This is a genomic window from Paenarthrobacter sp. CCNWLY172 (genome assembly GCF_037402035.1).
Lineage (GTDB): Bacteria > Actinomycetota > Actinomycetes > Actinomycetales > Micrococcaceae > Arthrobacter.
In genome coordinates, this window is sequence record NZ_JBBEGB010000003.1 from 51375 (window position 1) to 65489 (window position 14115).

At 63.7% G+C, this 14115-nt stretch carries 8 protein-coding genes; 6 read left to right on the forward strand and 2 right to left on the reverse strand.

What is annotated here, in order from left to right:
* Positions 1-7 precede the first annotated feature (7 nt).
* Genes WBN73_RS05125 through WBN73_RS05135 form a run of 3 tightly spaced genes read left to right on the forward strand, consistent with a single transcriptional unit; the run spans position 8 to position 7301 of the window.
* Entirely contained in the window at positions 8-424 is a 417-nt protein-coding gene (locus tag WBN73_RS05125; protein WP_337339778.1) for an MGMT family protein, read from the forward strand.
* The gene (locus WBN73_RS05130; RefSeq protein WP_337339777.1) at positions 421-3771 is read left to right on the forward strand and encodes an ATP-dependent helicase; all 3351 of its coding nucleotides are present in this window, start codon (positions 421-423) and stop codon (positions 3769-3771) included. Before WBN73_RS05125 ends, WBN73_RS05130 begins: the two co-directional genes overlap by 4 nt.
* Positions 3768-7301, forward strand: a complete 3534-nt coding sequence (locus tag WBN73_RS05135; RefSeq protein ID WP_337339776.1) for an ATP-dependent helicase — start codon at positions 3768-3770, stop codon at positions 7299-7301. Before WBN73_RS05130 ends, WBN73_RS05135 begins: the two co-directional genes overlap by 4 nt.
* 28 nt (positions 7302-7329) lie before the next feature.
* Here WBN73_RS05135 and WBN73_RS05140 read toward each other — a convergent pair whose 3' ends face one another.
* Positions 7330-8613, reverse strand: a complete 1284-nt coding sequence (locus tag WBN73_RS05140; RefSeq protein WP_337339775.1) for a macrolide 2'-phosphotransferase — start codon at positions 8611-8613, stop codon at positions 7330-7332.
* A gap of 171 nt (positions 8614-8784) precedes the next feature.
* Between WBN73_RS05140 and nudC the strand changes: the two genes are divergently transcribed.
* The 3 genes from nudC to WBN73_RS05155 are packed head-to-tail and all read left to right on the forward strand — an operon-like array spanning position 8785 to position 12511.
* On the forward strand, positions 8785-9774 hold the full coding sequence (gene nudC, locus WBN73_RS05145; protein WP_207594065.1) for an NAD(+) diphosphatase: 990 nt from the start codon (positions 8785-8787) through the stop codon (positions 9772-9774).
* On the forward strand, positions 9771-11903 hold the full coding sequence (locus tag WBN73_RS05150) for an ATP-dependent DNA helicase UvrD2 (RefSeq protein ID WP_337339774.1): 2133 nt from the start codon (positions 9771-9773) through the stop codon (positions 11901-11903). Before nudC ends, WBN73_RS05150 begins: the two co-directional genes overlap by 4 nt.
* On the forward strand, positions 11903-12511 hold the full coding sequence (locus WBN73_RS05155; protein ID WP_337339773.1) for a YgjP-like metallopeptidase domain-containing protein: 609 nt from the start codon (positions 11903-11905) through the stop codon (positions 12509-12511). Before WBN73_RS05150 ends, WBN73_RS05155 begins: the two co-directional genes overlap by 1 nt.
* 60 nt (positions 12512-12571) lie before the next feature.
* Here the strand turns inward: WBN73_RS05155 and WBN73_RS05160 are convergent, their stop codons facing one another.
* Positions 12572-14035, reverse strand: a complete 1464-nt coding sequence (locus WBN73_RS05160) for a zinc-dependent metalloprotease (protein ID WP_337339772.1) — start codon at positions 14033-14035, stop codon at positions 12572-12574.
* Between the last annotated feature and the right edge of the window lie 80 nt (positions 14036-14115).

The window sequence follows — 14115 nt, forward strand, 5'->3', positions numbered from 1 at the left end:
TGAACACATGCGGATGGAGTATGTGACGGCGGTTCTTGCGGTGGTGGACCTCGTGCCGTCGGGATCGGCGGTCTCCTACGGCGACGTGGCAGAGCTCCTGGGTGCCGGCGGACCGCGTCAGGTCGGCGCAGTCATGAGCCACTACGGAAGCTCCGTGGCTTGGTGGCGTGTCCTTCGGGCCAGCGGGGAAGCGCCTCCCGGCCACGAGGTCGATGCCTTGAAGCATTACCTGCAGGAATTTACGCCGCTGCATGGCGCCTACGAGGCCTTCCTCAGGACCGGGGAAGGCCGTTGGCGGGTTGACCTGACCACGGCGCGATGGGCGCCTTCGGACGCCGACTTCGATCAACTTGATGTGATCTCTGACCAGTTGGAGCGTCAACTCCATAAATTGTCGGTGCCCGATGATGAAATGACTGTGTGACCGCCACTCCCGCCAGAACCCGCCAATCACCGGCCGCTCTTCGCCTGCTGCCTCCGCGCGAGACCCACTATGCGGCACCTGTCTTGTCCCCGGACCAGCAGGCGGTTGTTTCCCTCCGGCAGGGGAGCGGCCCCGTGCTTGTGCCCGGAGGTCCGGGCACGGGCAAGTCAACAGTGCTTGTGGAATCCGCAGTGCGCCGCGTCCGTGAAGACGGGCTGAATTCGGAGCAGATCCTCATACTCGCCCCGGGGCGCCACGCCGCCGCAGCTTTGCGCGACACCTTCACCGGACGGTTGGACCGCAGTCTCAGTACGACGCCGGCGCGCACCTGGGCGTCGTACGCCTTCGACGTCATTCGGCGGGCGAAGGCCGAAGGCGTCATACCCCTGGCCAGGCCCCCAAAGCTCCTCTCAGGTCCGGAGCAGGACCTCATCATCAAAGAACTCCTTGAAGGCCATGCGCGGCCGGGTTTCCAGCTGCCCTGGCCGGAGGATCTCAGTGCTGCCCTTCCCACCCGGGGCTTCCGCCATGAGATCCGCCAGTTGTTCGACCGCATCATTGAGTCCGGCCGTACCGCAGAGGATTTGGTGGGTCTCGCCTACGAATGCGGTCGTCCCGATTGGATGGCCGCAGCCGAGTTGTACAGCGAATACCGGGACGTCCTGGACCTCCGCATGCCCGAGGCGTTTGACCCCGCTGGAATCATCACTACGGCGCGCCAGATCTTCCAGGATTCGCCGGCATTCCTGGCCGCGGAACGTGAACGCCTTCAGCTGATCCTCGTGGACGACGCCCAGGAATCCAATCCTGCGATTTTTGAACTCCTCGCCGATATATCGGAGGGCAAGGACGTCGTGGTCACGTACTCCCCGGATACCGTAGTGCAGGGCTTCCGCGGTGCCCGTCCTGACCTTGTGGCCGAGTTGCCTTCGCTGCTGGGAGGCACCCAGGGCGCGGTCACTGAACGTCCTTTGTGGTTCACCCACCGGCACCTCCCCGTGGTAGCAGAGGCCTGGACGCGCGTCGCGGCACGTATTTCACAGCGTTCCGGCGGTCAGCTGGCCAGGCGGCTTGAGCAACTGCCAGGTCCGGACAATGCAGGTGAGCCGCCTTCCCGTGATGGCAGGGTGGAAGGGCATGTGCTGCCATCCGCTGTGCATGAGCTGCGTTACGTAGCCCAGCGGATTCTGGAAGCCCAACTGAGGGAGAACCGAGAGTTCAGTGACATCGCCGTGATCGTGCGGAACGGTGGACAAATTTCACAGATGCAGCGCTACCTTAGTGGCCAGGGAATACCGGTGCGGGTTCCAGTGGCAGACTCGGCCGTCCGGGACGAAGTAGCTGTGCGTCCTCTTCTGGAGGCCTTCGCGGTTGTCCTGGACCCGGCCAAGTTGACGCCGGAGATGGCTGTTTCGCTGTTGACATCCCGCGTCGGCGGAGCCACTGCCATCGAATTGCGCAGGCTTAGGCAGTCACTCAGGCGCGAGGAACTCCTGGGTGGAGGCGGCAGGTCCAGCGATGCCCTCCTGGTGGAAGCGCTGCTTGAACCAGGAGCGCTGGCGTCATTGGGCATTGAAGGCAGCGCCGCCCGCCGTCTTGCCCGCATGATCGCGGCGGGTGCCACGGCCGCTGCCGAGCCCGGTGCCAATGCGGAGTCAGTCTTGTGGGCTTTGTGGCAGGCCACCGGTTTGTCGTCGCGCTGGGCGGAAATGGCGCTGGAGGGTGGCAACGCCGGCGCACGTGCGGATCGCGACCTCGACGCCATGATGGCCCTGTTCCATACGGCCGAACGCTTCGTGGACCAATTACCCGGATCCGGTCCCGAGCAGTTCCTGGACTATCTGTTGAACCAGGAACTTCCCATGGACACTCTTGCGGCACGTGCCCAGCTTGAGGCGTGCGTGGAGATCATGACGCCCGCCAGCGCAGCGGGACGGGAATGGCCATTGGTGATAGTCGCCGGACTCCAGGAAGGCGTCTGGCCGAATACGCGCCTGCGTGGTGAATTGCTTGGCAGCACCGTCTACGCCGACGCCGTGGAGCATGGAGTGGACTACGCCGTGCGGCGGGGACCACTGAGCAAACTCCGCGATATTCGGTACGACGAACTCAGGAGCTTTTCAACGGCGGTTTCCCGGGCTCGTGAAGTCTTGATCTGCACGGCCGTCTCCTCTGAAGACGACCAGCCCTCGGCGTTCCTGGACTACGTAGCACCATTGGAGTCCGGGCAGTACAAACGCGACTACACTCCCGTGGACCGCCCCATGACACTCAGGGCGCTTGTCGCGGAGCTGAGGCAGCACGCGCAGTCGGAGGAGTCCGTTGCCGACGCCGCCGACGTTGCCGCCACAGGGCTGGAAGCAGCGCGGATACTGGCCCGGCTTGCCAGCACGGATCCACCCGTTCCGGGGGCCCACCCGGACACATGGTGGGGTTTGGCACCGCTGAGTTCCAGCGGGCCTGTTGTCCCTCCGGGGGGAACAGTCTCCGTCTCACCTTCCAAAGTTGAAGCTGTCCATAAGTCACCGCTGGACTGGTTCGTCCAAGCCGCTGGTGGTGAGGCCGCCACTGATTTTGCGCGAAGCCTTGGCACGTTGGTCCACAGCATTGCCCAGGAACTGCCCGAGGCCTCGGGGTCAGAATATGTGGCTGAACTCGTCCGCCGGTGGCCAACCTTGGGCATGAAGGATAACTGGGAAGGGAAGCTCGATTTCCAACGCGCAGAACAGATGGTGCGCAAATTGGCCCAGTACATCCTCATTATGCGCAGCGAGGGAAGGAGCCTGCTGGCCGTAGAGCACGACTTCGAAGTAGAGCTTCCCGACGTCAGCCTCGATGCCTCGGATCCGGCAGATCCCGAAGCGGTTGCCACCCGGCAGGCAGTGCTCCGGGGCCAGGTGGACCGCCTGGAGGTTGATTCGCAAGGCCGGCTTGTGGTGGTGGACCTCAAGACCGGCAAGCGTCAACCGGGCAAGGCCGAAGTTGCCAGGCACCCGCAATTGGGTGCTTACCAGGCGGCGGTGCTCAAAGGTGCCTTCCGGGACGCTGGAACCGGCGAAGAAACGCTCGACGCCGGGTCCCGCACCGGTGCTGGTGGTTTCGCACCTGGCGGCGCGGTGCTGGCCCACCTTGGAACCAAGACGAAGACGCCGGCAGTGCAGCAGCAGGATCCCTTGGATCCTTCAGTGAACTGGGCGGAGGAGCTGGTCAACGACGCTGCTGCGCTCATGGCAGGAGCCTCATTCGAAGCACGGCACGATCCCGGCAAGAGCGGGCATGGCGGCCACGGGTGCCGCCTCCCGGATGTTTGCCCGTTGTGCGCCAGAGGAAAGCAGGTCACCGAATGACAACAGAGCTCCTGGACGGATTTGCCGGCGCCCTGCCCGGCACCCGTGACGGCATACATGTTCCCGAACCCCGGTTCTCTCCGTCTGAGCTGGCCGGCATCCTTGGCGAGAAGAACCTGCCCACTGCCGAACAGTCGGACATCATTGCCTCTTCACTGTCACCCCGGCTGGTGATCGCCGGGGCTGGCTCCGGCAAGACAGCCACCATGGCGGACAGGGTCGTGTGGCTCGTTGCCAATGGGTGGGTCCGTCCGGAGGAAGTGCTTGGCGTGACGTTCACGCGTAAAGCTGCCGGCGAACTGGCCAGCCGGATCCGAAGCAAACTGGCCACCCTCCAGCGCATCGCGGCAGAGGATGACGGCAGCATTGGGTTCCCCGAAGGGCTCCTGGGGGCTGACGACCTCGAACCGAAGGTTTCCACCTACCACTCCTATGCAAGTGGCATTGTGACCGATTATGGGCTCCGGCTGGGCATTGAGCGCGATGTCGTCCTGCTGGGTGGGGCACAGTCCTGGCAGCTGGCCAGCGAAGTAGTAGAGGCCTACGACGGCGACTACGAGCATTTCACGGCGGCCAAGTCCACGTTGGTCAACGCCGTCATACAGTTGGCGGGGGAGTGCGCCGAGCACCTTCAGGACCCGGGTTCAGTACGCAACTGGGTGCTGGAGCGCGTGGAGACGTTCGAGCAGCTTCCCTATGTAGCTGGTGCCAGCAAAAACCCCACCCAGGCAGCAGCATCATTGGCAGCCATGCTCCGGACCCGCGCCAGCGTGGCTGACATGGTGGTGCGCTACCAGGAAGCAAAGCGGCAACGCGGAGTCCTTGATTTTGGGGACCTCGTGGCCCTTGCTGCCCGGATCGCCAGCGACATCCCGCTCGCAGCGTCCACGGAGCGGGCACGGTACAAGGTGGTACTCCTGGACGAATTCCAGGACACCTCCCATGCCCAGTTGGTGCTCTTCTCCCGCCTCTTCGGGCAAGGTCACGCAGTGACAGCCGTAGGGGACCCCAACCAGTCGATTTATGGATTCAGGGGTGCCTCTGCCGGGCAGCTCTTCCATTTTGTCCAGGAGTTCCCTGTCCGGTACACGGACACCATAGGCGGCGCAGAGACGTATTCAGTGGCTCCGACCTCATACCTGACCACCGCTTGGCGGAATGGCAGGAACATCCTTGAGGCAGCCAACACCATTGCCGCGCCGTTGAACAAGGCTGCGGCCATGGACGGCCCGGCAGGGGGCAGGGATACAGCCGGGAATGTCTCAGTCCCGGCGCTGGCCCCGAGCCCGGCCGCCGTGGACGGAAGTGTGGTAATCGGTCGTTTCAGCACCGATGAGGACGAAGCTGCAGTCATTGCCCGTGATATCCGGCGCTACAAACGGACAGTCTTCGAGGAAGAGAAGGACGGGACGCCGGTCAAACCGACCATGGCTGTCCTGTGCCGGAGGCGGGCGCAGATGGAATGCCTCCGCCGGGAATTCGAGCTGCAGGGAATCGCCTACGAGATCGTGGGTCTTGGCGGCCTGTTGGACACCCCGGAAATCGTGGATCTGGTGGCCACCTTGCGGGTGTTGGCTGATCCCGGGCGTTCCGATGCCCTGATGAGGCTGCTGGCCGGGGCGCGATGGCGTATTGGCCCGGCAGACTTGATGGCGTTCAACGACTGGTCGCGTTTCCTGGCTCGCCGCCGGGCAAATCCGGGCACCGCTTCCGAACCCATGGATGACAACGAGGAACCGGCCGCAGTGGTGGTTGAAAGTGACATTACCGATGCCTCCAGCCTGGTGGAGGCCCTTGATTTCCTACCCAAGCCCGGCTGGACGTCGGGGCATGGTCGCACCCTTAGTCCCGCTGCCCTGGAACGACTGACCCGCCTTGCCTCGGAACTTCGTTCCCTCCGGAGCTACATCGGGGATGATCTCACCACGCTCCTTGGTGAGGTTGAACGCGCCATGCTCCTGGATATCGAGGTGGCCGCCAAGCCTGGAATCAGCATCCACCAGGCCCGCCGGAACCTTGATGCGTTCCAGGATGCCGCGGCCGGATTCCTGCAGACGTCCCAACGGATTGATCTGCTGGCCTTCTTGTCGTGGTTGGAGGCAGCGGCCTCCGAAGAAGGCGGATTGGATCTGGCCCCGGTGGAGACCAACCGGGAAGCTGTGCAGTTGCTGACGGTTCACGCCTCGAAGGGGCTGGAGTGGGATGTCGTCTTCGTCCCTGGCCTCAATGCCGGATCATTCCCCAGCACCAGGGATTCACGATGGAGCAGTGGGGCTGCGGCGCTGCCTTGGCCGTTGCGTGGCGACCGCGCCGACCTTCCCCAGTGGGACCTGGACCAGCCAGACCAAAAGGGGTGGCTGGACGCGGAGAAGGTTTTCAAGGCCGAGGTCCAGCATCACGGTGAGGCCGAGGAGCGGCGGCTGGCCTATGTGGCCTACACCCGGGCAAAGTTCGTCTTATGGGCGTCCAGTGCTGCCTGGAACGGTTCGCGCTCCGGAATGGCCGGTATGTCCGCCTTTCTCTCCGACTTGGCGCCTCTTGCTGGAGTTCCGGGTGTTGCCACAGGCGACGGTACTGGGATGCCTGCAGGCCGGACAGGCTCAGCGGTGGTTCATCCCGAATCCGTGGCTGAGGAAACACTACCGGAGGAAAGCCCACTGACCACCACCCTTGAAGTTGCCGGGTTCCCTTACGACCCCCTGGAAGGTCCGTCTGATCCCAGGACTGGCGCCCGTCTTAGGCTGGCTCCCGGACGCAGGCTAGCCATGGACCAGGCCGCGGCCAACGTCCGCGCGTTCATCGCCGGCGCACCGTACCAAACTCCGGCCCCTGAACTCACGGGCCCGGCGGCGAAATGGGCCCAGGAGGCGGACCTGCTCCTTGACCGTCAACAGCAACGCAAGACCACCCAGGATGTCCATCTCCCGAGCCACATCTCTGCCTCACTCTTCGTGGATCTTGGCGCGGACCCGGCTGCTGTGCTTTCGCAGCTCCGCAGGCCGGTGCCACGCGAACCGGGTATTTCGGCGCGTAAAGGCACGGCCTTCCATGCGTGGGTTGAAGAGTACTTCGGGACGACGGGCATGCTTGACCTCGATGAGGCTCCGGGTTCGGATTCGCACATCGACGAGGCATACGGCTTGGACGAGATGGTGGCGGCGTTCAAAAAGTCCGAGTGGGCCCAACGCGCGCCTGCCTTCGTCGAGGTGCCGGTGGAGACACGGATTGGCGACGTCGTAGTCCGGGGACGCATCGATGCCGTCTTCCGCGACGCGGACGGCCGCTGGCAGTTGATCGACTGGAAAACCGGCCGACGACCAGCGGGTCAACAGTTGGCAACACGTGCCGTGCAGTTGGCCGTTTACCGGTTGGCCTGGGCCAGGCTCAAGGGTGTGCCCCTGGAAGAGGTCAGCGCGGCGTTCTATTACGTGGCGGATGACTCAGTGGTCCGGCCACACGATCTGGGAACCGCCGACGAACTGGAACAAATCGTTGCCAAGGCATTGGAAGCCGGCGGCCAAGGACGCTAGGGCCGACCGGTGCTGGGGCCAATTGGTGCTAGGACCGGTTTGCTGTATGGAGCGGCGTCACCTTGACCACGCTGATGGCGGCAGTGGATGTGTCGTCCGGATCGTTGGTGCCGTTGGAATCGCCGCCCTCGGCCTGGACGGGCTTCTCCGTTTCCTCTGCGTCGGCAGTTGATCCCGGGGCAGTTGTTCCCGCCTGCGCCGACTCCAGAGACCGCTCCCGGGACGTGGCAGACGTCCCGGGGATGGCTGCCACCGTAACCGTTGGTTCGGCGTTGGGAATCGCTACGACACTGACGGGAGGGTTTTGGCCTGCTGAAGTGGCGGCAGCCTGCGCATCGGCAGCCAGGATTTCAGCGGCCTCATTCTCGGCGGCCTGCGCTGCTTCTTCGTCACGCCGCGCTTGCTCGTCAATGTCAGCGGAGAGTGTCTGAAGCATTGACTCTGCCTCCGCCGTCATGCTCTGGTGCCCGGCAGCCATAGCCTTGACCAGGTACTGGGCCAAGGCGAATTCGGCCAACAAAGCTGCCCGCCGGAGCAAATGAACGTCGGGCTTCTCACGGCGTGCCTGGGTGTAGTGGTTCAGGACGGCCTCAACGAACGACGCTTCGTTCGATGCCACCAGCCATGCGAAGTCGTCGGCGGGATCACCAATCCGGAGATCGGTCCACCCCGTCAGGGCAGTCACGGAGTCATCCTGCACCATGAGGTTGTCTTCGTGGAGGTCACCGTGGACCACCGAGGTATTGAACCGCCACAGTGCAACGTCTTCCAGGGCGTGCTCCCAGCGCCGGAGCAGGGTGGCAGGAATCTTGCCAGTGGTTGCCGCCTGGTCCAGTTCATTGAGCTTCCGCTGCCGGAACTCGTTGGCAGAGTAGCTGGGCAGGTCCGCGTTGGTCACCAAGGTCAACGGGAGGTCATGGATGGCAGCCAGCGCTGAGCCGATCTCCCTGGCAAGGGCGGGACTGCCTGCAGATAGCTCGTCAATGGAGAGCATCGCACCGTGCAGGTGGGTGTAGACAAAAGTGGTGAGGTCGCCCTGGCGCACAGTGCCGGCAATGGTTGGCACGTGGAAGGGCAACTCTGCGCGAATGGACGGAGCAAAGGCGCGCAGCACCATGAATTCGGTTTCCAGCCGGGTGCTGGCCTCCGGATGGCGCGGTGAACGGACGCGCCAGCGTTTGCCATCCGCGTCGAGCAGCAACGCCGAGTCGAAGTCGGCGTCGTCGTCGGGGGAAAAGGCTGTAGCCGTCGGCGCCAGGCCAGGCACCGCCGCGGTTGCTATAGCGGCCAGTTCGAGCGGTGTTCTTCTCACCTTCTCAACGGTAGATTGAGTGGGGCCTGTGGCCATGATGCAGTGCGGCGAGTCTTCAGATCCGCCGTAAAACAGGGCATTTTTGCAGGCGATGGACGCCCGGCGGGGTGCATCCACAAGGGGGGACCCTCCCAAATGTTATTTGTCGGTACGAATCAGTACGGTAGATACATGAGCTATACGGAGTCACCGGCGCTGGCCAACCACCTGATGGAGACCGTTCTTCCAGTGCGCCCTGCCATGGTGGATCGTGGCTCCGGGGTCCGGGTTAAGCCCGGCATGGTGGAGGACCTCCTGGCTTCCGGGGCGGCCCAAGCCATGGTTATTTCCCAGCGCAAGGCACTCGTGACCGCTGATGGACTGTGGTTCGGGGACGCCACGTCCCTGTGGAATGCCCTCAAGGGAGCAAATCCCGGTTCCACCGCGGCTGTTTACCTGGGCATCACATTGGAATCGTCTTCCTTGCCTGAAGGAACGCCTGTCCTGTTGTTCACGGTGGCGGAACCACCGGTGCCGGGCACCGCTACGGTGCCCGCGGATGCCCAATGGGCGGGTTTCAGGGAAGTCGCCGGCCGATTGGACGCCAGCGATACTGCGCTGTTCATCGAGGCCAGCGCAATCTCCAACTGGCACGCGACGCACACGCACTGCCCGCAATGTGGCCATCCCACGGACATCGAGGCCGGCGGATGGGTACGTCGGTGCCCCAAGGACAATTCAGAGCATTACCCCCGGACGGATCCCGCGATTATTGTCACGGTAGTGGGTCCGGACGGCCGCCTTCTCCTAGGCGGTGGGGGCCCCACAGACGCCAGGAATTACTCGACGCTCGCGGGCTTCGTGGAACCTGGAGAATCGCTGGAGCAGGCGGTTGTCCGGGAAATCGGGGAAGAAGTAGGTGTGCGCGTGTCGGCATGCCAATACCTCGGTTCACAGTCCTGGCCATTTCCCGCATCGCTGATGCTGGGCTTCACCGCCACCACTGAAGACTCGGTGGCCCGGCCGGATGGCATTGAAGTCACCAGGGCGCGCTGGTTCAGCCGTGAAGAGCTGCAGGCAGCCGTTTCCAGCGGAGAGATCACCATTTCCTCGCGCCTCTCCATTGCGCGTTCACTGATTGAACATTGGTATGGCGGCATTATCGAAGACCTCCAGCCGTGACCGAAGACGTTTTCGACGCCGGTGGTTCACTGGAGGAACGCATCCTCGGTGGCTTGGATGAAGAACAGCGCGAAGTAGCAAGTACCTTAACGGGGCCCCTGTGCGTTCTCGCGGGAGCGGGCACAGGTAAGACGCGTGCCATCACCCACCGCATCGCGTACGGGGTCCACTCCGGCGTTTACAGTCCGCAGCGGTTGCTCGCCGTAACTTTTACAGCGCGTGCCGCTGCGGAGATGCGCAGCAGGCTTCGGGACCTTGGTGTGGCGAATGTCCAAGCCCGCACGTTCCACGCAGCCGCACTGAGGCAGTTGCAGTTCTTCTGGCCCCAGGCCATTGGCGGTACGTTGCCGAATCTGTTGGACCACAAGGCCAATATGATCGCGGAGGCTTCCCGCAGGCTTCGGCTCAGCACCGACCGCGCAACCATCAGGGATCTGGCCGCAGAAATCGAGTGGGCCAAAGTGTCCATGCTCACTCCCGCCAACTACCTTGAAAACGCCCAGGACCGCGGAACGCCCGGCGGTTTTGACCTGACGGCGGTATCCAGGGTTTTCCAGGCATACGAGGACATCAAGACTGACCGGAACGTCATCGACTTCGAAGACGTCCTCCTGATCACAGTAGGTATCCTCCAAGAGGATCCAAAAGTGGCGGCAACGGTCCGGGAACAGTACCGCCACTTCGTAGTGGACGAATACCAGGACGTCTCCCCGCTGCAACAGCGACTCCTGGACCTGTGGCTCGGAGGCCGGAACGAGTTATGCGTGGTGGGCGATGCCAGCCAGACTATCTACTCCTTCACGGGTGCCTCACCCAAGCACTTGTTGGGGTTCAAAGCGCAATTCCCGGACGCTACTGTCGTTAAGCTGATCCGCGACTACCGGTCCACCCCGCAAGTGGTGAAGTTGGCCAACGACCTCCTCGGGTCCCGGCGAAGCGGTGGGCCCGTCGCGGATGCTGCCTGGGCGCCGCCGCTTAAACTTGTGGCCCAGAGGCCGGCCGGTCCCGAACCGCGCTTCATGGAATGCCCGGATGACGAGGCTGAGGCTGCAGTGGTGGCCGGCCGGATCCAGGAACTGCTTGATACCGGAATCAAGGCCAGCGAGATCGCGATTCTGTTCCGCACCAACGGCCAGTCCGAAGCGTATGAACAAGCACTCGCTTCAGCCGGCATCGGATACCAGCTTCGTGGCGGAGAGCGATTCTTCGCACGCAAGGAAGTCCGCGATGCCATCCTCCAACTGCGCGCCGCAACCCGGGCCGTCGCCGAGGGGCCGCAGGAGCCGCTGGGGCAGATCGTTCGGGACATCGTCGCGTCGCTCGGTTATACCGACGCCGCGCCGCACAACGGGGGTGCGCTCCGTGAACGATGGGAATCCTTGGCAGCATTGGTCGCTTTGGCAGATGAACTGGCCGTCAGCCGTGGCGAGGCTTTCACGCTGGCCGAATTCGTCAACGAACTCCAGGAACGCTCGGTAGCCCAGCACGCACCCACCGTCCAAGGGGTCACCCTTGCTTCTCTTCACGCCGCCAAGGGACTGGAATGGGATGCCGTGTTCCTGGTGGGCCTGAGCGAAGGACTTATGCCCATCTCCTTCGCAGACACCCCGGAAGACGTTGATGAGGAGCGACGACTGCTCTACGTCGGTATCACCCGGGCACGGGAACATCTGAACTTGTCCTGGTCAACGGCCCGCACACCGGGCGGCCGTGCCAACCGCAAGCCATCGAGGTTCCTTGACGGACTTCGCCCCAACTCAGTGGCGTCCGCAAACGCCCGCAGCAAGACAGGTCCCACTCGCCGGAAAGCCGCCGCACCGGCGTCGTGCAGGGTGTGCGGAACCATGCTCGCCAGCGGTGCCGAACTCAAGGTGGGACGTTGCAACCAGTGCCCGCCGTCCTATGAGGAACAAACCTTTGATGCGCTCAGGCAATGGCGCAAGGATGAAGCGAAGTCCGCCGATGTCCCTGCCTATGTTGTTTTCACTGATGCAACTCTCACTGCCATCGCCGAGGCCAAGCCATCGTCATTGGAGGAGTTGGCCGGTTTGGCAGGAATTGGGCCGTCCAAACTCGAACGCTACGGCGAAGCGGTCCTGGCGGTCCTGACCGAGAGCACCGAGCTCTGATGGTGCGCCGATCGGCTGCGGATGCTGACGTTCCCCTGGTCACCGACGACGGCGCTCCCGTGGTCGTGCGCCGATCAGCCAGGCGGCGCAGGACGGTCGCTGCTTTTTGGGAGGATGGCAAAGCCGTTGTTGCCATCCCGGCCAGCTTCACCAAATCCCAGGAACGGGAGTGGGTCCACCGCATGCTGGCCAAGCTGAAGAAGCAGGGCGAGCGACGGTCAGGCCAGGGCAGTCGCCGCCCGGCGACAGACGAAGTCCTCGCGGAGCATGCCGCGCATCTTTCGCGGACCTATTTGGGCGGGCGGGCCGTCCCGACATCCGTTCGTTGGGTCAGCAACCAGAATTCGCGATGGGGTTCTGCCACTCCGGCGGACGGCACCATCAGGCTTTCCAACAAGCTTCAGTCCATGCCGCAGTGGGTTATCGACTACGTTCTGGTGCACGAGCTCGCGCACTTGCTGGTGGCGGGGCACAACGCCGACTTCTGGAAGCTGGTGGAGTCGTATCCCGAGACGCAGCGCGCAAAGGCCTTTCTGGAAGGTGTTGCCTTTGCCACCTCAAGGGGTCTTCCGCCGGATTCGAACCCGGCACCGGATTCAGGGGCTTAACGCAGCAACGGCCACCAGGTAGGTGGCGGCCGTTGCTACGTAAAGCCCCCGGGGGCTCGCCTACTTGGCCGGGCCCTCAGTGTCCGTGTCATCTTCTTCGGTTTCCTTGCCAGGGGTCTTCCCCGCAGCATCGCCCTTTTCCGGGGCATCCGGGGCATCAGCATCCCCGGCCTCGTTGGTGTCATAGCCGCCGCTGAGCAGCTTCTGCAGGGCATCGTCAACTTCGCTGTCGCTGGCTTCGGCCAAACGGCGGCGTTCGGAGAAGCCCTTGGGATCGTCCAGGTCTTCACCGGTGGGCAGCAGATCCGGGTGGTGCCAGATAGCGTCACGGCCGGCAATGCCGCGTTCTTCCTTCAGCGTTGCCCACAGCGTGGCAGCCTCCCTGAGCCTGCGGGGACGCAGCTCCAGGCCAACAAGGGATGAGAACGCGTGTTCGGCCGGGCCACCCGTGGCGCGACGACGACGTACGGTCTCGCGGAGGGCGGTGGCAGAAGGAAGGACCTTGTCCGTGGCCTCCGCGGTGAGCTCGTCCACCCAGCCTTCAACCAAGGCGAGGGCGGTTTCGAGCTTCTCCAGGGCGGCCGTCTGCACCGGGGTCCGTTCCGGGGTGAATACACCCTGCGAGAGCGCTTCCTGGATTCCCTCAGGGTTGCTGGGATCAAGGTCGCGGGCGAGGTCTTCAATACGGGACATATCTATGTGGATCCCTCGGGCGTAAGCCTCAATGGCGCCCAGAAGGTGGCCACGCAACCACGGAACCTGGACGAAAAGCCTGGCGTGCGCCGCTTCACGGACGGCAAGGAACAGACGGACGTCGTTCTCCGGGAGGCTGAGGCCTTCACCGAATTTGGCGACGTTGGCTGGCAACAGCGCCATTTCCAGGTCAGCCAGAGGAACACCGATATCGGTGGAGCTGACAACCTCGGCCGAGAGCGCACCGATGGCCTGCCCCAGCTGCATGCCGAAGATTGCGCCACCCATGTTCTGCAGCATCGACGAGGCACCGCCCATCATGGACTTCATTTCCTCGGGCATTTGCTGGGTGAGGGCAGTGGACAGGGCGTTGGCGACGCTGTTGGCAACGGGTTCGGTCAGGCGCTTCCACGTACCGAGAGTCGCCTCCACCCACTCTGCCCGCGACCACGCGCGGCCGATCAGGCCGGTTGCTGAAAGATCGGTCACGGGGTCCAGCCAGAGTTCCGCAAGCCTGAGGGCTTCGTCGATCTCCCGGGCCTGCACGGCGTTCACTGAGGGATCGGTGCTTGCCGCTGCAACCCGTCGCGCATTCTCATGGGCAAGCTGCCAGTTCACGGGGCCCTCGGAGGTGGAGCTCATCATGGCCTGGACTTGCGCAAACATCTGCTGGAGCAGTTGGGGATCGTTGGGCAGGCCGGCTGCCTTGGCAAGCTCGGCGGGATCGATGTTGCCCATGCCCTGGCCGCCCATCAGGTTCTGCAGCATTTCTGCCAACGGATCCTTGGGAGTGTCGTCGTCGTTGGACGGGTTGTTGGGGTTGGATGTCATGGTGCCGCCGATCGTCGAACTGGCTGGTGATCTCTTTCACCGTACCCCGCGGCCGTAGCGCTGTCTGCCCGGATGCGGCG